Origin of the sequence: Agrobacterium sp. S7/73, from assembly GCF_019355535.1 — a bacterium.
GTDB lineage: Bacteria > Pseudomonadota > Alphaproteobacteria > Rhizobiales > Rhizobiaceae > Agrobacterium > Agrobacterium tumefaciens.
Genome location: NZ_CP072136.1, coordinates 2,205,728 through 2,224,753 on the forward strand (window position 1 = coordinate 2,205,728; position 19,026 = coordinate 2,224,753).

The following is a 19,026-nucleotide window of genomic DNA, read 5'->3' on the forward strand; positions in this document are numbered from 1 at the left end:
TCTCAGTTGGTTTCGTTGGCGGCAACGTCGACCGTGCGCGGAGCGCCATCGACGGAGGCCATCAGTGCCCGGTTCGCGCCGTTCAGATCTGAAGCGGCGGCGGCGTGCCAGGCATTGTACTGCTGTTCGGAAACCACCCGAATGGCGATCGGCATGAAGGCATGGTCCTTGCCGCAAAGCTCGGAACACTGGCCGTAATAAAGGCCTTCCTTCTCCGGCTTGAACCAAGTTTCGTTGAGGCGGCCCGGAACGGCGTCGATCTTAACACCGAAAGCGGGCATGGCGAAGGCGTGGATGACATCCGTAGGCGCCGCTGTCACCAGAAGGCGAACGGTCTTGCCGACCGGAACGACCATTTCATTGTCTACCGCGAGAAGACGCGGGTAGCGGGCCTTGTCCTCCTTGCCTGCAGCTGCACGATCCTGCTCTTTCAGCAGATAGCTGTCGAAGGCGAGCGGCTCGGCGCCCTCGGCAGCCTTGTATTCGTAGTTCCAGAGCCATTGCGTCGCAGTCGCCTTCAGCGTCAGATCAGGGTTTTCCGGCTGCGTCAGCTGCGCGTTCAGAAGATTGAACGACGGGAAAGCGAGGAACAGGAGAATGAGAACGGGCGCAAGTGTCCACACCACTTCGATCGCGGTGTTGTGGCTGGTCTTGGACGGCACCGGATTTTTCGATGCACGGAATTTCAAGGCGACGATAATGAGCAGCGCAAGAACGAAAAGCGTAACCGGAACAATGAACCAGAGCGTATATTGTTCAAACCAGCGTATTTCGTGCATGATCGGCGTGGCGGCCTCCTGCATGCCCATTTGCCAATGCACCGGCTGATCGGCGTGGGCGCCGACAGCCGTGAGCAGACAGGTCATCCCCGCCAATGCTGCGTAAATCCTATTCGTCACGGTACCCTCTCCCTCACGCGTCTGATCTTGATCAATTACAGACGCAGAATCCATGCTTATGGTACTAACTTCAAACCACAGTTTGTCCTCTGCCGCAATATGCGTAAGGACACGGATGTCAGCCAATTTCACCATTGTTCGTCGCAGTCGAGTTTCCCATGTCCCGTATCCCGCAAGATATTTCAGGTGCGCTTGGCAATGGTCAAAATCCGGCGCAGCCCCTGCTGGCAGCGCTTTTGCAGCAGGCTTGAGCCACCAGGGACCGGCTGCTGCACGGTCAAATCAGGCGCCTGCACCCGGCAACAGGTCCTATTTCCGCCCAACTCGGCTGGAATTGAGGTACCAAGGCTTTTTTTTCCGGATTATGGCGTCAAAATAGCCGCACTGATTCGAATCCCAGAGGTATCCATGCGTCTTTCCCCGCTCGCGCGCACTTTTCTTGCCGCCGCCGGTCTTGCCATCATCGCTCCCGCCGCAGCGGCGCTGGCGCAACAGCAGCCGCCCGGAACGCCGAAGTCGACGCATGGAGCATGGTCGGTGATCTGCGACAAGCCGGCAGGCGCATCCGAAGATCAATGCGCCCTGATGCAGAACGTGATTGCCGACGACCGCCCGGAAGTGGGGCTTTCGGTGGTGGTCCTGAAAACCGCGGACCGCAAGTCGCGCATCCTGCGTATCCTCGCACCGCTTGGCGTGCTTTTGAAGGACGGCATGGAGCTTTATATCGACAACAACAATATTGGCCGCGCCTATTTCACCCGCTGCTTCTCCGAAGGCTGCTATGTCGAGGTCGATATTGACGACGAGCTGCTGAAGGTTCTGCGCGCCGGCAAGAACGCGGTTTTCGCGCTGCGTGAATCCGTCGATCAGGATCGTGTCGGTATTCCGATCGAGCTCACCGGCTTTGCCGAAGGCTACGACGCGCTTCCCTGAAGCCTCGTGTAAAGAGACAGCCTTGCGTCTGTCGGCTCCAGTGCCTAAATCGAAGGAACGATAAAGACTGGAGCCTTCAATGACCAACGACCTTGTAAATCTCTTCGATTGCGACGAGACGCAGTTGCGCAAGCTGGTCGCGGAAGCGCTCACCGGCGCAGACGATGGCGAGTTGTTCATCGAACATGCGCAGGCCGAATCGCTGACCTTCGATAACGGCCGCCTCAAGGGCGGCTCCTTCAATACCGACCAGGGTTTTGGCCTGCGCGCCGTTGCCGGCGAGACCGTTGGCTACGCCCATGCGGGCGAGCTGTCGCAGGCTGCGCTGAAGCGGGCGTCGGATGCTGTCGGCGCCGTGACCAGAGGTTATTCCGGTTCCTATGCCGCAGCCCCACAACGCACTAACAAAAAGCTCTACGGCGACGAAAACCCGATCGGCAGCCCGAGCTTCGAGGAGAAGGTGAAACTTCTCACCGATATCGATGCCTATTTGCGCGACAAAGACGCGAATGTCCGACAGGTGACGGCGACGATTTCCGCAAGCTGGCAGGTGGTGGATATTCTGCGCGCCGATGGCCATCGCGTCAGCGATGTCAGGCCCATGACCCGTATCAATATTTCCGTGGTCGCAGGTGAAGGCGACCGGCAGGAAAGCGGCTCCTACGGCATTGGCGGCCGCGTCGGCTTTGGCGATTTCATTACCACGGAGAACTGGCAGCGCGGTGCGGACGAGGCGCTGCGCCAGGCGCTCGTCAACCTGACCGCCGTCGATGCGCCCGCTGGCACCATGGATGTGGTTCTCGGCTCCGGCTGGCCCGGCGTCATGCTGCATGAGGCTGTGGGCCATGGCCTCGAAGGCGATTTCAACCGCAAGAAAACCTCGGCCTTTGCCGGCCTGATGGGCGAGATGGTGGCAGCCCCGGGTGTGACTGTGGTGGATGACGGCACCATCGACAGCCGCCGTGGTTCACTCACCGTCGACGACGAGGGAACACCGTCGGCCTATAATGTGCTGATCGAGAACGGCAGGCTGGTGGGATACATGCAGGACCGCCAGAACGCCCGGCTGATGGGTGCAAAGGCGACAGGCAATGGCCGCCGGCAGGGTTATGCCTATGTGCCGATGCCGCGCATGACCAACACCTACATGCTGTCAGGCGACAAGACGCCCGAGGAGATCATCTCCTCCGTCAAGAAGGGCATCTATGCCGTTTCCTTCGGTGGCGGTCAGGTGGATATCACATCAGGCAAGTTCGTGTTCGGCTGCACCGAGGCTTATCTCATCGAGAACGGCAAGATCGGCGCGCCGGTGAAGGGTGCAATGCTGATCGGCAACGGGCCGGACGCAATGAAACGCGTCTCGATGATCGGCAACGATTCGAAACTGGACACCGGCATCGGCAATTGCGGCAAGGCCGGGCAATGGGTTCCGGTTGGCGTCGGCCAGCCGCATCTGCGCATGGACCAGATCACCGTCGGCGGCACGAAGGCGTAGTTCCGGCCTCGAGCCGGAATCCAGCCTACCCGCGTCCGCTTGGCGAGATGAGCCGTTTCAGCCCAAGGACTTGGGCTGACTAGGTGCCAGATCGTGTCCGGCATGAGGTGAGAAAAGCTGTGGCAGGGCGAAAAGTTGAACCTGCTTCAGCCCACAACTCCGCACATGGCTGCCATGATGAGGATTCCTCTGGCAAGTCACCCGGAAGACGATAATATCGCCCCATCACCGCAGGCCACGCCTCCCATCGCCGGGCCTGCGCGGCAAAGGAGACCATGACCATCATACGAAATGCCCTCGTCCCGGAACTAGCCGTCAGCGACTGGCAGAAAAGCCGCGCTTTTTATTGCGACCTGATCGGTTTTCATGTGGTTTATGAGCGCGCCGAAGAGGGCTTTGCCTATCTGGCGCTGGGTGATGCGCAGCTGATGATCGACCAGATCGGTGCGACCCGGACCTTCGTGGCGGAAAATGCAGCGCTTGAATTTCCGCTGGGCCGCGGCATGAATCTGCAACTTGCCGTTCCTTCCCTGCTGCCCATCCTCGCGCGGCTTGAGCGGGCCGCAATCGATCTTGTCCTGCCGTCAGAGGAAAAATGGTACAGGCGCGGCACAGTCGAGGTCGGCAACCGGCAATTCATCGTCGCCGATCCGGACGGTTACCTGCTCCGCCCGTTCGAAAGCCTCGGCGAACGCCCCTTCCGGTTCGGTTGAGCCGCCATGCTGCCTTTTCTCCCGCATGCAGTCGTTTTCGACATGGACGGATTGCTGATCGAAAGCGAGACGCTTTATCGCGATTCCTTTCTGGCCGCGTCAGATGAGGGCGGCCACGGAATGTTGGTCGAGACCTATCAGAAGGTCTGCGGCAGCCCGTGGGATGTCATTACCGGCACCATTTTCGCCGATTATGGCGCGGATTTTCCGATCGACAGCTTCCGCGACGCCTGGCTCCGGCATCTTGCCGTGATGATGGCGGAAGGCGTGGCGCTGAAACCCGGCGTCGTCGAAATCCTCGATCTTCTCGACAGGCTCGATATACGCCGCGCCATCGCCACCTCCTCGCGGCACGATTCCGTCACGCGTCATCTCGGCCCCTATGACCTGCTCAAACGTTTCGATACCATCGTCGCCCGCGGCGACTATTCGGAGCCGAAGCCGTCGCCCATGCCATATCTTACTGCCGCAAAACGTCTCGGCATCGATCCGGGCCGTTGCCTGGCGCTGGAGGATTCCTGGCACGGCGTGCGCTCCGCCTCCTCGGCGGGCATGATGACGATCATGGTGCCGGATGTCGCGCCGCCGACCGAGGAAATGCGGGAGAAGTGTATCGCCGTTTCAAGCGACCTTCATGCGGTTGCCGGCCTCCTGCAACAGGCGCCGTTATCAGAGGCATGAAGGCCCGTCACATGCCTTTAGCCATTGGTCTTTATGGAGCCTCACATATAGGCTGACAGGCCGATCCTGCTCGAATTCATTTGTCGGCTCATCCATAAACGGCGCGGCGCTGATATTGCTCGCTCTTTGCGCATTTCAGATTACCCTGCGGCAGGTCATGACGCCGGTGGCCGCCATTCTCGCAGCTCTGCTCTCTGTCGTTTCGCTCTCATAATCGCGGCAGCGGCAGAGCGCAGCGCTAGGGTCGCGTCCCTCCCCGCAAACTGTCAAACCGACGGTGTAAAACGCCACTTGCGCTCTATCGATGCTTCGATGTCGAGACCGTTATAATGGGCGAGCAGCAAAACGTGGCCGAGGAGATCGGCGGTTTCGTCGGCAAGATCGAGTTTCATCTCCTCTTCGCTTCTGCCTTTGCTGCGCCCACGCCCCGTCAGCCGGTTCCAGGCCTGCGTGACCTCACCAACCTCCTCCTGAAGCTTCAGCATATACCAGTCGGGATCGCGGACGATCCCATTTTCCTCGGCGTATTTCTGTGAGGCAGCTTCAAACTGGCGCATCAAGACAGCAAGCATTTGTTCATCCTTTGTTCGTGAGATACAAGTCTGATCACGATTCTCCGGCGGCGTCGATTCGAAAGCGTATCGTGCGATAATCAGCTGAAATTTCCGCGACAGGTGCCTGCATGCGGGATAAAGAGGTATTCGAAACCCATGCAGTCACCCATGCCTCTCCTCGATTTTTTCTCGGCTCTCATCATCGCGCATAGTCCGACGCTGCTCGCCATGTTTGTGGGCGCCGCCTTTCTCGCCGGACTTGCCCGCGGCTTTTCCGGCTTTGGTGCGGCCCTCATCTTCATTCCGCTGGCAAGCGCCATTGTCGGCCCGCGCATCGCCTCGGTGGTTCTTCTTGTGGTGGACGGCGTTTTGACGCCGGCATGATACCGCCGGCCTGGCGCATGGCCGACCGGCGTGAAGTCTTCACCATGGCAGCCGGTGCGCTTGTCGGCGTCCCGCTTGGAACGCTGCTGCTTTCCGGCGGGGATCCGCTCACCCTGCGCTGGATCATTTCCATCGTGGTTGTCGTGCTGCTGTCATTTCTCGTTTCCGGCTGGCGTTACAGCGGCCGGCCGAAAACGCCGCTCACCCTGTTCACCGGGCTTGTTGCCGGGCTGTTTTCAGGTGCGGCGCAACTGGGCGGTCCACCCATCGTCGCCTATTGGCTTGGCGGCGCCCTCAAGGGCGCTTTCGTGCGCGCGAATGTCATTCTCTATTTCGCGATTTCCACCGTGATCTCCGCCACCAGCTATTTTTTTGGTGGCCTGTTCACTGCCGACGTCTTTGTTTTTTTCCTGCTGGCCCTGCCGTTTTACGGGGCGGGTCTTTATGGCGGTGCACGGCTGCACGGGCTTGCCGACGAGGCGGCGTTCAGGCGCATCTGCTACGGCCTGATCGCCATTTCTGCCGTCATCGGCTTGCCGCTATTTGATTCGCTGCTGAAATAGGCAGGCAAGGACGGCCTGCCTCCTGCAGCTTTCAAGGATACATGCGGACCTTGGACCACGGTTCATCCGGCGTCTCGCGGCGGAATTCGACACGGTCGTGCAGGCGGAACTTGCGGTCGTGCCAGAACTCGATGCTGACCGGGCGAATGCGGAAACCGGACCAGTAGGAGGGGCGCGGAATATCGCCGATCGCATATTTCGCGGTGTATTCGGCAACCGCCTTTTCCAGGGCAAACCGGCCTTCCAGCGGCCGCGACTGCTTCGACGCCCAGGCGCCGATGCGGCTTCCGCGCGGACGCGAGGCGTAATAGCTATCCGCTTCCGCGTCGGTAACGATCTCCACTTCGCCGCGCAGACGCACCTGCCGGCGCAGGCTTTTCCAGTGGAAACACATGGCCGCTTTTTTCTGGCCCAGGATCTCGCGCCCCTTCTGGCTTTCGAAATTCGTATAGAAAACGAAGCCACGATCGTCGACGTCCTTCAGCAGCACCATGCGCACATTCGGTAGGCCGTTTTCATCGACGGTTGCGAGTGCTACCGCGTTCGGATCATTGATTTCGGAGGCCGTCGCGTCCTTCAGCCATTCGGCAAAAAGCGTGAACGGTTCATTTTCTTCAGTGAAGTCACTGGATGTTAACCCCATTTCCGACATATTGACTAAAATGCTCCCGAGCTGATTTGGACCCCAGAGATGATCTCTGGCGAAAGATGGTGACCGTCATAGCAAAGTCGAACAGTCGAACAAAGGGCCTCCTTTCATCGATAGCGGAAGTTTCCGCCATCGTGTCAATGCTTGTGGTGCTGAGCGGATGCGTCAGCCTTGACCTGTTCGGCGGCGACAAGGTCGATCGCTCGCTTTCCACCGCCTCTGTTCCCAACCAGCCCAATAATAGCCCGCAGACCGACGACGCGACCATCCGCAATGCGGTCACATCGGCGGATCTCACCAAACTCGCGGAACAGCCCCTGCCCTGGGCCAATGCCGCAACCGGCAGCGCCGGTGTCGTCACCACCATTCACGAAGACAAGTCCAGCGGTTTCGTCTGCCGCGATTTCAAGACGACACGCCACTCTTTCGAAGGTGTGGCGAGTTATGCCGGACAGGCCTGCCTGTCGGAAACCGGCGAATGGTTACTCACCCGCTTCGAACAGAAATAAACTGTTTACCCTGGCGCGCGGAATTAATCCGGCCGCATGGCGGCGCGCATTCCCCGTAAACAACTGCTTAGCAACTTATTGCCACAGTCGACGTTGTTTGAACCGAGGGCATGCATGCGAATGATCGCAGGCATCCCTTTTCGGAGGGGTTTGTTTCAGGATTGCGCCATGAGCGGCTGCACGTGCCTGAGCCAATGTAACTGGTGTTTCGCATGCGCGATCCGTATTCTATCCTCGGCTTAAAACGTGACGCCCGTCACGAAGACATCAAGGCTGCCTGGCGCACGAAGGCAAAAACCGTCCATCCGGACGCCAATCGCGATGACCCTGACGCGTCGGCGCGATTCGCCGAGGTCGGGCAGGCCTACGATCTTCTGAAAGACCCCAAAAAGCGCGATCTTTACGACCAGGCCCGCAAGGCGGCCGAGAAAAAGCAGCGCGGCGAAACAATCATGCAGCAGCGGGAGGCGGCGCGCGAGGCCGCCGAGCGCGCTAGGGCCGCTGAGAAGCTGATGGAGGAACTGGCCCGTGCGGATGCCCGCAACAGGGCGCAAACCGGCCAGAAAGCCGATGCAAAACCCGAAACGGCCGAAGATATCGTCGAGCGGATTTTTGGCGCAGACGCGCAGAACGACCCCAAGGTGCAGCAGGCAGCCGAAGCGGCGAAAGCCGCAGCCACGGGCGTTAAAGGCGATGCGCCCGGTGCTGGCGAGACCACGCAGACGTCTGCAAGCGAAACCGCAGCCGCTTCGCTCGCCGCCAATCTCTTCAGCGCTCTCGTGCGCCGCTTCCGCCCCCCGCAGACACCGCCGGAAAAGGCACCTGACATCACGGCGGAAGCCACCGTTACGGTCACCGAACTTCTGGAGCGCAAATGGATCACCGTATCCCTTGCCGACGAACGCGAGGTTCGCTTCCAGCTTGAACCCGGCATGACGGACGGTCATGTGGTGCGGCTAAAGGGCCAGGGGCTGAAGCTGCCGAACATTGCGCGCGGCGATCTGGCCGTCACGTTGCTGGCGGCACGCGACGACGTCTTTTCCCTTCGCGGCTTCGATATTCATACGACGCTGCCAATCTCTCTCAGTGACGCGGTTCTGGGTTGCGAGACGAGTATCCGGACGCCGCTTGGCGAGGAAACCGTCACCATTCCTGCCTGGTCCGGCTCCGATCGCGAGCTGCGGCTTGCCGAAAAGGGGCTTGCGGACGGCAAGGGTGGATATGGCGATCTCGTCATCGAATTGCGCATCATCCTGCTCGAAAAGCCGGACGAGAAGGTGACTGACCTCATGCGCCACATGCGCGAAGGCCTTTATTTGTAAAAGTTTTGCGAATAGGCGGGACAACGCACCCTTTGTTACGTTCCCTAACAGTAGATGATCCTCGGCAATCTTGAACAGGATTGCAGCCTATGCCATAGGCAGGATCAATCGAAAGTATCAGGGAGCATACAATGGCTCAGGCATCCGGCCTTATGGCTGGCAAACGCGGCATCATCTTGGGTGTCGCCAATAATCGTTCAATCGCTTGGGGCATTGCCAAGGCTTGCGCGGACGCGGGCGCGGAAATCGCGCTCACCTGGCAGGGCGACGCGCTGAAGAAGCGTGTTGAACCGCTGGCGCAGGAACTGGGCGCCTTCATGGCCGGCCACTGTGACGTGACCGACCTCGAGACGATCGATGCGGTTTTTGCCGGGCTGGAAAAGCATTGGGGCAAGATCGATTTCGTCGTGCACGCCATCGCCTTTTCGGACAAGGACGAGCTGACCGGCCGTTATCTCGACACCAGCCGCGACAACTTCAACCGCACCATGGACATTTCCGTCTTCTCGCTGGCCGCCGTTGCCAAGCGGGCAGAGCCGATCATGAATGATGGCGGTTCGATCATCACGCTCACCTATTACGGTGCCGAGAAGGTCATGCCGAACTACAACGTCATGGGCGTGGCCAAGGCTGCACTCGAGGCCAGCGTTCGTTATCTCGCGGTAGACCTCGGCAGTCGCGGCATCCGCGTCAACGCGGTTTCCGCTGGCCCGATCAAGACGCTTGCGGCTTCCGGTATCGGCGATTTCCGTTACATTCTGAAATGGAACGAATACAACGCGCCGCTGAAGCGCACCGTTTCCATCGAAGAAGTCGGCAAGTCGGCGCTTTACCTGCTGTCCGACCTTTCGACGGCTGTCACCGGCGAAATCCACCATGTGGATTCCGGTTATCACACCATCGGCATGAAGGCCGTTGACGCGCCGGATATTTCGGTGGTCAAGGACTGAGCCGACCGAACTTTGAAACAGGGGTATCGCCTTGCTCGTCTATGTGATCCGGCACGGACAAACGGACTGGAATGCGATACGCCGGCTTCAGGGCCAGAAAGACATTCCGCTCAATGATTTCGGCCGCGCGCAAGCGGTCGGCAACGGCAAGGTTCTGGCGCAAATTCTCGGCGACTCCGCGCGTGATTTCGATTACGTGGCAAGCCCGCTCGGGCGCACGCGCGAGACCATGGAGCTGATGCGCGGGGCGATGGGGCTCGATCCCCACGCATACCGTACCGATGACCGCCTCGTCGAAGTTTCCTTCGGCGACTGGGAAGGCCAGACCCTGCCGGAACTGAAAAAAGAATTTCCCGACCGGGTGAAAGCGCGCAAGGCCAACAAGTGGGACTTCATTCCCCCAGGTCAGCATGCCGAAAGCTATGAAATCCTGTCCTGGCGTATTGGCGCATGGCTTTCCTCAGTCGAGGTGCCGACGGTATGTGTCTGCCACGGCGGCGTGATCCGCTCGATCTTCCGCCTGGTTTCCGGCATGGACAAGGATGAAGCCTCTACGACGCAGATCCCGCAGGACCGGATTTTGAAGGTCGAGATCGACAGGAACAGTGCTGAGTGGATTTCGTGAGGGTACCGATCCTCTTCTGTCATTCCGGCCTCGAGCCGGAACCCGGCCAGCCCAAATCTTTAGGCTGAAAAACCAATCCCGCCACGCAGGCGCTCGTCGGCTGAATGTCGGATCAAGTCCGGCATAATGGAAATTCTGGAGCTTCCCGACCGGGACTAAAGAGGTCCGCCTCGACAACAGGCAGAGCCGAAACCGCAGTTTACTGCACGACCTCGAGATCATCGACCACGCGTTTTCCGTCCACTTCCGTGTAGAAAACAACGACCTTCACACCTGCCTTCAGGCCTTCAAAATTGAACTCTTCCGGCACACGGTAATTCTTGCCGTCGCTCAAGGTAATGGTCAGCGCATTCACGTCGATCTTGCTGATCGTTCCCTCGACATCGACGCTCTGGGCGTAGCTGTTGATAGGCATAAGCAAGTTGGCGGTGGCCAGAAAGGCGGCAATCATCATACGCATCGATCTAGCTTTCGTGAATTTGCGTGAAAACCTTACATGCATGAAGAATTGCCTTTCGAATGTGGCGGAAATTGCCCGCAACCATGACATTTTCGGCCCAATTGATGAACGGATTTTGGATCGCGTTCAAGTCGTTAGTGATTTTTACACCGCATTTCCCGGCAATATTGGAAAACCGCGAAACAGCGTGGAAAACACCAGCACCTTTACACTTTTGTCACCTGGAAAACTCTGCGCCGTTTCCGCCGAATCATTCATCCGGCCAGTCGTCAGCCATCGTCACGCCTGTCGATTTACGGGCTGCTCGCCGTCGTGAACGATGCGTCACCGTCTTATCGGACTTGCGATGAAAGAAAGGCTTTTGCCTTGGTCCGATTTTCTACTATGACAAATCCGCTTGTTTTAAACGGCCCCTGTCCGCAGGCGCGCCCTCGTTTTCCGGTCTAGAGAAATATGTCGCATAACAGCTTCGGTCATCTTTTTCGCGTTACCACCTGGGGCGAAAGCCATGGGCCCGCTTTGGGCTGCGTGGTGGACGGCTGCCCGCCCGGTATCCGCTTCACGCTTGCCGAAGTGCAGCACTGGATGGACAAGCGCAAGCCCGGCCAAAGCCGCTTCGTCACCCAGCGCCGTGAAGATGACATCGTCAAAGTCCTGTCCGGCGTGATGCTGGATGAGGACGGCGAGACGATGATAACCACCGGCACGCCGATCTCCATGCTGATCGAAAATACCGACCAGCGCTCCAAGGATTACGGCGAGATTGCCCGCAGCTTCCGCCCCGGCCATGCCGACTTCACCTATGACCTGAAATACGGCATTCGCGATTATCGCGGCGGCGGACGCTCTTCCGCCCGCGAGACGGCGGCGCGTGTTGCCGCAGGCGCAATCGCCCGCAAGGTGGTACCGAGCCTCAACGTGCGCGGTGCGCTGGTGCAGATCGGCAAACACAAGATCAACCGTGACAATTGGGATTGGGACCAGGTCGATCAGAACCCGTTCTTCTGCCCCGATCCGGCGATGGTGCCTGTGTGGGAAGAATATCTTGACGGCATCCGCAAGGCGGGATCGTCGATCGGCGCGGTCGTCGAAGTCGTGGCGGAAGGTGTTCCGGCCGGCATCGGCGCGCCGATCTACGCCAAGCTCGATCAGGATATTGCCTCCAGCCTGATGTCGATCAACGCCGTCAAGGGCGTGGAGATTGGCGAGGGATTTGCCTCGGCCGAGCTTTCCGGCGAGGAGAATGCCGACGAGATGCGCATGGGCAATGACGGCAAACCGATTTTCCTGTCGAACCATGCCGGCGGCATTCTGGGCGGCATCGCGACTGGCGAACCCGTTATCGCCCGCTTTGCCATCAAGCCCACCTCCTCCATTCTGACGGAGCGCCAGTCCATCGACACAGACGGCCGCAATGTGGATGTGCGCACCAAGGGCCGCCACGACCCCTGCGTCGGCATCCGCGCCGTGCCGATCGGCGAGGCGATGGTGGCCTGCACCGTTGCCGACCATTATTTGAGAGATCGTGGCCAGACCGGCCGGTTGAAGTGAGGTAAATCCGAAATGGCCTATGATCAGAAACGTGTCGTCGACGCTATCCGCGCTTTCGAAGCAGGCGAGATCGTTGTCGTGACCGACGACGACGACCGTGAAAACGAAGGCGATCTGATTATTTCGGCGGTTCATTGCACGCCGGAAAAAATGGCGCTGATCGTGCGCCACACATCCGGCATCGTTTGCGCGCCCATGCCGCGTGACGAGGCAAAGAGGCTGAACCTCAACGCCATGGTGGCGGAAAACGACAGCGCCCACACGACCGCCTTCACCGTCAGCGTCGATTTCAAGCATGGCACCACGACCGGTATCTCCGCGGATGACCGCACCTTGACAGTGCGCAACCTCGCCAACCCGAATGTCGGCGCGTCGGATTTCACCCGGCCAGGCCACATTTTCCCGCTGATTTCCCGCGAAGGCGGCGTGCTGATGCGTTCCGGCCATACCGAAGCGGCGGTCGATCTCTGCCGGCTCGCCGGCCTGCCGCCCATCGGCGTCATCAGCGAGCTGGTTAATGACGATGGCACCGTGATGCGTGGGCCGCAGGTCCTGGATTTCGCCGAAAAACACGGCATGAAGCATGTTTCGGTCGCCGATCTGATCGCCTATCGCCAGCGCAAGGAAACGCTGGTGGAGATGGAATCCTCCTTCACCATCCAAACCCCGTTCGGACCGGCCAAGGCGCATACCTATTCCCTGCCATGGGACCGGATGCAGCATATGGCGGTGATTTTCGGCGATATCCGCGATGGCGTCGATATTCCCGTCCGCCTGCACCCTGAAAACGTTGCTGACGACGTGTTCGGCGACCGCCAGCCGGTGCAGCACTATATGCAGAAGATCGCCGAAGAAGGCCGCGGCGTCATCGTCTATCTACGCGAAGGTTCTGTCGGCGTCGGCCAGGTGGACGGACGGCGCAAGGCGCGTGATCCCGACGAAGCGCACGCACAGGCCCGCTCCCGCGAAAATGAGTGGCTGGAAATCGGCCTCGGCGCGCAGATTCTCAAAGATCTCGGCATCAGCTCGATCAAGCTGATGACGACCCGCGAGCGCCACTATGTCGGGCTGGAAGGCTTCGGGATCAAGATTTCGGCAACGGATATCGGGTGATTTAGGGACGTCGCGAGGGCGCTTCGATTTGGCGTCCTCTCCGCCCGGCCGGCGTCATCCTCGGTCTTGTGCCGAGGATCTGCAGACGCATCCTATACATTTTTCGTTGCAGATGCTCGGGACGGGCCCGAGCATGACGGAAGAGGCAGTCGCCGGCTCAAGGCGCAATTACACTTCCCGCCACCCCTCCAGATAATTCACACTCTCCACCCCCGTAAACTTCGCAAGCCGCGACAATTCCGCGTCTAGTTTCTCGAGCCTTCCTGCTGAGGCGCGCACGCCCGGTTCCAGCCACAGGCGGCGCACATCCAGCGTGCTGCGCTTGCGGTCTGCCTTCATGTCGATACGGCCGATCAGCCGGTCGCCTTCCAGAAGCGGGAAGACGTAATAGCCATATTGCCGTTTCGGCTCGGGTACGAAGACCTCGATACGGTAATAGAAGCCAAACAGCCGCTCCGTGCGGTTGCGGTCGCGCAACAACGGATCGAAGGGGCTCAGCACACGGACGCGGGACGACGGTTCCGGCAGGTTGGCGACATCGGCGCTGAAATCCGCAAAGGCATAGGACGGACGGGCAGCACCGCCATCGCTCGCGAGAAGCGAGACCTCGCACAGTTCGTCACGGTGGCTCTTGACCCAGTCCCTCGCCTCCTGCGGGGTAACGAGATCAAAAAAGGCGGCGATTTCGCCATGGGTGGCAAAACCCAGCCGGGTGAGCGCCTGCCGGCAGGCCCAGTCGACGAATTGCGTATGCTCCACTTCGCTTTCGTGGTGCTCGCCGGGAATGACCCGCTCAGCCAGATCATAGACCTTCTGGAAATTCACGCGGCCGGATATGGCAAGCTTGCCGGTGTGCCACAGATATTCGAGTGCGGTCTTGGAAGGATGCCAGTTCCACCAGCCGCCGGACTGATCCCCCTCCTCCTTCAACTCACGCGCCAGAACAGGACCCGTGGCGGCGATGCGCTCCAGCGTCTCGGCGAAAGCCGCATCGAACCCCTCACCATGCCATTTGCGCCAGCGCTCCTGAATGATCGGCTCGCGGCGGCGGAAGCGGTGCTTCCAATAGGGGTAAAATTCGGTCGGCACGATAGAGGCATCATGCGTCCAGTGCTCGAACAGCGCGCGGTCTTTTTCCAGCAGTGCTGTCAGATGTTCGCGCCTGTAGGTCTGGTTTCGGGAGAATATTATCTGGTGATGGGCGCGCTCCACCGTGCCGATACTGTCCACCTGCACGAAACCGATATCGGTAATGAGCTGCAGCAGGCCATCCTTGGAAAGCGCCTTTCCGGGCGGAGAGCAAAGCCCCTGCCGCGCCAGAAAAATCCGCCTTGCCGCTTCGTTTGAAACCTTGATCGTCATAAAGCAGAAGGTATGACGGCTTTTTCAGGATTGCAATGTTCTTTTTTTGTTCTTTGTTTCACTTCTGTTGATGACACGATATAGAACCGGAAAGCGATAGAGGGATGCATCAATCTTGGAAATCCGTTTCGACACCGCAGGCGTCGCCTTCGAGGGCAGGCAGGCTTTACAGCCCGTGTCCCTGACATTGACTGAACGGCGTATCGGCGTCATCGGCCTCAACGGCTCGGGCAAGACCACCTTTGCGCGGCTGATTAATGGTCTGACAAAGCCGACGCGCGGCAAGGTGTCGGTGAACGGTCTCGACACCGTCAAAGATGCGAGAGCGGTATTGCAGGCAGTCGGTTTCATCTTCCAGAATCCGCAGAACCAGATCATCCTGCCGATCATACGCGACGATGTCGCCTTCGGCCTCAAGCGACTCGGTATCGGCAAGACGGAGACAGAAACGCGGGTCAAGGCCGTGCTTGCCCGGCTCGGTATCGCTCATCTGGAAGAACGGCGCGCGCACGAGCTTTCCGGCGGCGAATTGCAGCTGGCGGCGCTGGCCGCCCTGCTCGTCACTGAACCGCAAATCCTCATTCTCGATGAACCGACCAATCAGCTCGACCTCAAAAACCGCGCGATCGTTGAAAAGACAATGGCTGCGCTGTCGCAGGCGCTTGTCGTCATCACCCACGATCTGCCGCTGCTTTCCGGCTTCGATCGCGTACTGGTTTTTCACGAAGGCGAGCTTGTTGCAGACGCCAACCCCGAAGAGGGGGTGGCACGTTATCTGGAGGTTGCGTCGCGATGAAGTCGCTGCATGTCGAAGGCACGGGTTGGCTCTACCGCGTCTCTCCGCGACTCAAGCTCGTGACGCTGATGGTTTTCAGCATTGCGCTGTTTCTCACCCGCGATCTGCTTTTGCTGGGATGCGCCGTCGTTGTGGCCGCCGCCATTCTGCGCGAGACGCGGCTGCAATTCCGCGAGATCGGCCTGCGGCTACGCCCGGTGATGCTGACCATTCTCCTCGTTGCCGCCTTCAGCTATCTGCTGCTTCCGATACACGATGCGAGTGTCAATCTTTTGCGGCTGACTGCACTGGCGTTTCTCGCCACCGCCGTCACCATCACCGTCAGCATCTCGCAATTCATGGACGAAATCGCGCTTGCCGCCGCCCCGCTGGAAAGGCTGGGGCTGGTCAAGGCGGCCGATATCGGGCTCGCGGTCGGGCTCGTCGTGCGGTTCGTGCCGGAGATCGTCAACCGTTACCATGCCGTGCGCGATGCGCACCGCGCGCGCGGCCTCCCCGTTCGGCTGGCCACGATCATCGTGCCGCTCGTCATTATGACGTTGAAGGATGCGGATGCCATTGCCGACGCCATTGACGCGCGCGGTTTCAGAGGCCAAAGCTGACGGCAAAACAACCATCCGGAGTTCCCGAGCCATGACGACCCGCGACCTTGTGCTGATCTCGCTGTTTTCCGCCATCATCATCGCACTCGGACTTTTGCCGCCGATCACGCTTGGTTTCATTCCGGTGCCCATCACCGCGCAGTCGCTTGGCGTCATGCTGGCCGGTGTCGTGCTGGGGGCGAAACGCGGCACGCTCGCGATTCTTCTGACCATCCTCATCGCCGCTATCGGCCTGCCAGTCCTCTCAGGCGGACGCGGCGGCCTTTCCATCTTCACCACGCCGACCACGGGCTTCCTGATCGGTTGGATTGCTGCCGCTTTCGTCACCGGCACGCTCTCGGAAAAACTCGTCAATCGCGGCCAGTCGGCTCTGACGCAGGGTATCGGTTTCTTCATCGCAAGCCTCGCCGGCGGCGTGGTCGTGCTTTATGCCTTCGGCATCTCCTATCTGGCGCTGGTGGTCGGGCTCGGGTTTGAAAAGGCGTTCATGGGTTCGCTCGCCTTCATTCCCGGCGATGCGTTGAAGGCCGTGCTTGCCGCCCTTGCCGGCCGCGCTGTGATGGTCGGTTATCCGCTTTTGCCGCAGCGCGCTTGATCAGCTTATTTCGGGAGGATTAGAGAATGGCGACCCGTCTTTACGAACATCCGATCTTCCTTGAACACATCACGCCGGAAGGCCATCCCGAGCGGCCGGATCGGCTGCGATCTCTGAACATTGCGCTCGAACATCCGAATTTCGAGCGACTGGTCCGCAAGCAAGCACCGCAGGCCAACGAGGATGCCGTGCTTCTGGCGCATCCGGAGGAGCATCTGCTGTCCGTCATGCGCCAGATTCCCGAGGAAGATGGCGAGATCAACCGCGTCGAGGCCGACACCTATGTCTCGCCGAAAAGCCTCCAGGCGGCGCTGACCGGTATTGGCGCTGCGATGGTGGCGGTAGATGACGTGTTTACGGGTGCCGCCGACAACGTCTTCGTTGCGTCCCGCCCGCCCGGCCACCATGCGGAAACCGCAAAGGCCATGGGGTTCTGTCTCTTCAACAATGCGGCAATCGCCGCCCGTCACGCCCAGAAGGTGCACGGCGCAGAGCGCGTCGCCATCATCGACTGGGACGTGCATCACGGCAACGGTACGCAGGATATTTTCTGGAACGACACGTCAGTGCTGTTCTGTTCCACCCACCAGATGCCGCTTTACCCGTGGAGCGGCGATAAAAACGAAACCGGCTTGAAGAACAATGTCGTCAACGCGCCACTTTCCCCCAATACCGGCAGCGAGTATTTTCGCGAGGCGTTCAAATCCCGCGTCCTGCCGGCGATTGCCGATTTTTCGCCCGATCTCATCATCATCTCCGCCGGTTTCGACGCGCATCACCGCGATCCGCTGGCGCAGATCAATCTGGTGGGCGAGGATTTCGACTGGGCGACGGGGCGGCTGCTGGAAATGGCGGACAAATACGCCTCGAACCGGGTCGTCAGCCTGCTTGAAGGCGGTTATGATCTGGAAGGGCTGGCGGAATCGGCGGCCATGCATATTTTGAGAATGATGAAGGGTTGAAAATGACGGAAAATGCCAACACAGCCGATGTCAGCGGTTATTCCTTCGAAAAGGCCGTCGCCGAGCTGGAAAGCATTGTTGCACGCCTGGAGCGCGGAGACGTGGCGCTGGACGAGTCGATCGCCATCTACGAGCGCGGCGAAGCCCTGAAAAAACATTGCGAGACGCTGTTGAACGCCGCCGAAAAGCGTATCGAGAAAATCCGTCTCGACCGCGCCGGAAAACCACAGGGCGTGGAGCCGCTGGACGGGGAATAAACACGTCCTGTTGAACGGGGGCGACACAGCGTTCAACATTACGGCGCTCCCACGTCGTATCGTTCGTGGTAAGCTTGCGTGTAACGATACGAGGAGCTTCGGATGTCCTTCTTTCCCGGCAACGATCCTGTCGCGGGTGATGCTTTCGCCTGCGACGCCATCGAAAACCTCATCATTCCGCGCACCAGCGATATTGGCGGCTTCGCCGTGCGGCGGGCGCTGCCGACGCGGCAGCGGCGGCTGGTCGGCCCATTCATCTTTTTCGACCGCATGGGTCCGGCCATCCTGAAGGCGGGCGAAGCGCTGGATGTCAAGCCGCATCCGCATATCGGGCTTTCCACCGTTACCTATCTGTTTGACGGCGAAATCAAGCATCGCGACAGCCTCGGCACCGAACTGGTCATCCGGCCCGGCGACATCAACCTGATGACGGCGGGGCGCGGAATCGTGCATTCGGAGCGCACGCCGGAAAACCTGCGCGGCCATCCGCTTTCCATGTCCGGCCTGCAGACCTGGCTTGCCCTCCCCGATCATATGGAGGAAATCGCTCCGGCTTTTTCCCATACCGCCCGGGAAGACATGCCTCTGATCGATATCAAGGGCGCATCCGGCCGGGTCGTTATCGGTGATTTCGAAGGCCTCACTTCCCCCGTTTCGGCTTTTACTGACACGCTTTACGTTGACCTGACGCTGGAACCGGGTGTGAAATTCCCGTTCTCCGCCGACCATGAGGAACGGGCGATCTACATTCTTTCCGGCTCTCTGGATGTCGCGGGTGACGTTTTTGCCGCCGACCAGTTGCTCGTCTTCCGGCCCGGCGACGACATCACATTGCAGAGCGGCAGCGGCGGCTGTCACATCATGATCTTCGGCGGTGCGGCACTCAACCAGCGCCGTTACATCTGGTGGAACTTCGTTTCGTCATCAAAAGAACGCATAGAGCAGGCCAAACAGGAGTGGAGAACCGGACGCTTCGATATCGTTCCCGGCGACGAAGAAGAGTTTGTCCCTTTGCCGGAGGGTTGAAATTCTATAGAAGTGAACGACATGC

At 59.7% G+C, this 19,026-nt stretch carries 22 protein-coding genes and 1 pseudogene; 18 read left to right on the top strand and 5 right to left on the bottom strand.

All coding sequences use genetic code 11. The features are described 5' to 3' along the window. Positions 1–2: 2 nt before the first annotated feature. The gene (gene coxB / locus J5276_RS10960; RefSeq protein ID WP_236761479.1) at positions 3–866 is read right to left on the bottom strand and encodes a cytochrome c oxidase subunit II; all 864 of its coding nucleotides are present in this window, start codon (positions 864–866) and stop codon (positions 3–5) included. A gap of 441 nt (positions 867–1,307) precedes the next feature. On the opposite strand from coxB, the gene J5276_RS10965 reads away from it, so the two are divergent. From J5276_RS10965 to J5276_RS10980, 4 genes are all read left to right on the top strand, one after another. Further along, complete coding sequence (locus J5276_RS10965; RefSeq protein WP_003511775.1) at positions 1,308–1,832, top strand: invasion associated locus B family protein; 525 nt, start codon at positions 1,308–1,310, stop codon at positions 1,830–1,832. 79 nt (positions 1,833–1,911) lie between these two features. After that, positions 1,912–3,327 carry a metalloprotease TldD gene (gene tldD, locus J5276_RS10970; RefSeq protein WP_003511774.1) on the top strand — a complete coding sequence of 472 codons (1,416 nt, stop codon included), beginning with the start codon at positions 1,912–1,914 and terminating at the stop codon, positions 3,325–3,327. 275 nt (positions 3,328–3,602) lie between these two features. Further along, complete coding sequence (locus J5276_RS10975) at positions 3,603–4,040, top strand: VOC family protein (protein ID WP_019564190.1); 438 nt, start codon at positions 3,603–3,605, stop codon at positions 4,038–4,040. A 6-nt stretch (positions 4,041–4,046) separates the two neighbouring features. Continuing rightward, positions 4,047–4,721 (top strand): HAD family phosphatase, encoded by a 675-nt coding sequence (locus J5276_RS10980; RefSeq protein WP_080799218.1) that lies wholly within the window; start codon positions 4,047–4,049, stop codon positions 4,719–4,721. Positions 4,722–4,987: 266 nt separating this feature from the next. Here J5276_RS10980 and J5276_RS10985 read toward each other — a convergent pair whose 3' ends face one another. Further along, entirely contained in the window at positions 4,988–5,293 is a 306-nt protein-coding gene (locus tag J5276_RS10985) for a MazG nucleotide pyrophosphohydrolase domain-containing protein (RefSeq protein WP_112155208.1), read from the bottom strand. A 150-nt stretch (positions 5,294–5,443) separates the two neighbouring features. Here J5276_RS10985 and J5276_RS10990 point away from each other — a divergent pair. Then, positions 5,444–6,222 (top strand): annotated as a pseudogene (locus tag J5276_RS10990) (sulfite exporter TauE/SafE family protein). A gap of 31 nt (positions 6,223–6,253) precedes the next feature. On the opposite strand, the gene pdxH reads toward J5276_RS10990, so the two are convergent. Further along, positions 6,254–6,874, bottom strand: a complete 621-nt coding sequence (pdxH, locus tag J5276_RS10995; RefSeq protein WP_174005514.1) for a pyridoxamine 5'-phosphate oxidase — start codon at positions 6,872–6,874, stop codon at positions 6,254–6,256. 56 nt (positions 6,875–6,930) lie between these two features. On the opposite strand from pdxH, the gene J5276_RS11000 reads away from it, so the two are divergent. The 4 genes from J5276_RS11000 (at position 6,931) to J5276_RS11015 (ending at position 10,277) form a co-directional block, all read left to right on the top strand. Beyond that, entirely contained in the window at positions 6,931–7,380 is a 450-nt protein-coding gene (locus J5276_RS11000; RefSeq protein ID WP_112155207.1) for an RT0821/Lpp0805 family surface protein, read from the top strand. A gap of 212 nt (positions 7,381–7,592) precedes the next feature. Continuing rightward, a complete protein-coding gene (locus J5276_RS11005; RefSeq protein ID WP_112155206.1) occupies positions 7,593–8,702 on the top strand; it encodes a DnaJ C-terminal domain-containing protein in 1,110 nt (369 codons plus the stop codon). Positions 8,703–8,833: 131 nt separating this feature from the next. Further along, entirely contained in the window at positions 8,834–9,652 is an 819-nt protein-coding gene (gene fabI / locus J5276_RS11010; RefSeq protein ID WP_003511762.1) for an enoyl-ACP reductase FabI, read from the top strand. 31 nt (positions 9,653–9,683) lie between these two features. Further along, on the top strand, positions 9,684–10,277 hold the full coding sequence (locus J5276_RS11015; protein ID WP_003511761.1) for a histidine phosphatase family protein: 594 nt from the start codon (positions 9,684–9,686) through the stop codon (positions 10,275–10,277). A gap of 199 nt (positions 10,278–10,476) precedes the next feature. On the opposite strand, the gene J5276_RS11020 is transcribed toward J5276_RS11015, so the two are convergent. After that, positions 10,477–10,737: a DUF1344 domain-containing protein gene (locus J5276_RS11020; RefSeq protein WP_162632939.1), complete on the bottom strand. Its 261-nt coding sequence runs from the start codon at positions 10,735–10,737 to the stop codon at positions 10,477–10,479. Between the two features lie 40 nt (positions 10,738–10,777). Between J5276_RS11020 and J5276_RS11025 the strand changes: the two genes are divergently transcribed. From J5276_RS11025 to ribB, 3 genes are all read left to right on the top strand, one after another. Further along, positions 10,778–11,053, top strand: coding sequence for a hypothetical protein (locus tag J5276_RS11025; protein ID WP_162632926.1), 276 nt, complete (start codon positions 10,778–10,780; stop codon positions 11,051–11,053). Positions 11,054–11,190: 137 nt separating this feature from the next. Further along, a complete protein-coding gene (gene aroC / locus J5276_RS11030) occupies positions 11,191–12,288 on the top strand; it encodes a chorismate synthase (protein ID WP_003511758.1) in 1,098 nt (365 codons plus the stop codon). 12 nt (positions 12,289–12,300) lie between these two features. Then, positions 12,301–13,401 (top strand): 3,4-dihydroxy-2-butanone-4-phosphate synthase, encoded by a 1,101-nt coding sequence (ribB, locus tag J5276_RS11035; protein WP_003511757.1) that lies wholly within the window; start codon positions 12,301–12,303, stop codon positions 13,399–13,401. Between the two features lie 168 nt (positions 13,402–13,569). Here the strand turns inward: ribB and J5276_RS11040 are convergent, their stop codons facing one another. Beyond that, positions 13,570–14,763, bottom strand: coding sequence for a winged helix-turn-helix domain-containing protein (locus J5276_RS11040; RefSeq protein WP_112155204.1), 1,194 nt, complete (start codon positions 14,761–14,763; stop codon positions 13,570–13,572). Between the two features lie 115 nt (positions 14,764–14,878). Here J5276_RS11040 and J5276_RS11045 point away from each other — a divergent pair, with 115 nt between their 5' ends. The 6 genes from J5276_RS11045 to J5276_RS11070 all read left to right on the top strand — a co-directional run bounded on the left by J5276_RS11045 (position 14,879) and on the right by J5276_RS11070 (position 19,001). Continuing rightward, entirely contained in the window at positions 14,879–15,559 is a 681-nt protein-coding gene (locus J5276_RS11045) for an energy-coupling factor ABC transporter ATP-binding protein (protein WP_111789420.1), read from the top strand. Then, positions 15,556–16,161: an energy-coupling factor transporter transmembrane protein EcfT gene (locus J5276_RS11050; protein WP_111789421.1), complete on the top strand. Its 606-nt coding sequence runs from the start codon at positions 15,556–15,558 to the stop codon at positions 16,159–16,161. Before J5276_RS11045 ends, J5276_RS11050 begins: the two co-directional genes overlap by 4 nt. Positions 16,162–16,192: 31 nt before the next feature. Then, the gene (locus J5276_RS11055) at positions 16,193–16,756 is read left to right on the top strand and encodes a biotin transporter BioY (RefSeq protein WP_065658259.1); all 564 of its coding nucleotides are present in this window, start codon (positions 16,193–16,195) and stop codon (positions 16,754–16,756) included. Between the two features lie 26 nt (positions 16,757–16,782). After that, positions 16,783–17,718 (top strand): histone deacetylase family protein, encoded by a 936-nt coding sequence (locus J5276_RS11060; protein WP_112155203.1) that lies wholly within the window; start codon positions 16,783–16,785, stop codon positions 17,716–17,718. Positions 17,719–17,720: 2 nt separating this feature from the next. Then, positions 17,721–17,975, top strand: a complete 255-nt coding sequence (locus tag J5276_RS11065) for an exodeoxyribonuclease VII small subunit (RefSeq protein ID WP_003503059.1) — start codon at positions 17,721–17,723, stop codon at positions 17,973–17,975. Positions 17,976–18,077: 102 nt separating this feature from the next. Continuing rightward, a complete protein-coding gene (locus J5276_RS11070; RefSeq protein WP_003511747.1) occupies positions 18,078–19,001 on the top strand; it encodes a pirin family protein in 924 nt (307 codons plus the stop codon). Positions 19,002–19,026 lie beyond the last annotated feature (25 nt).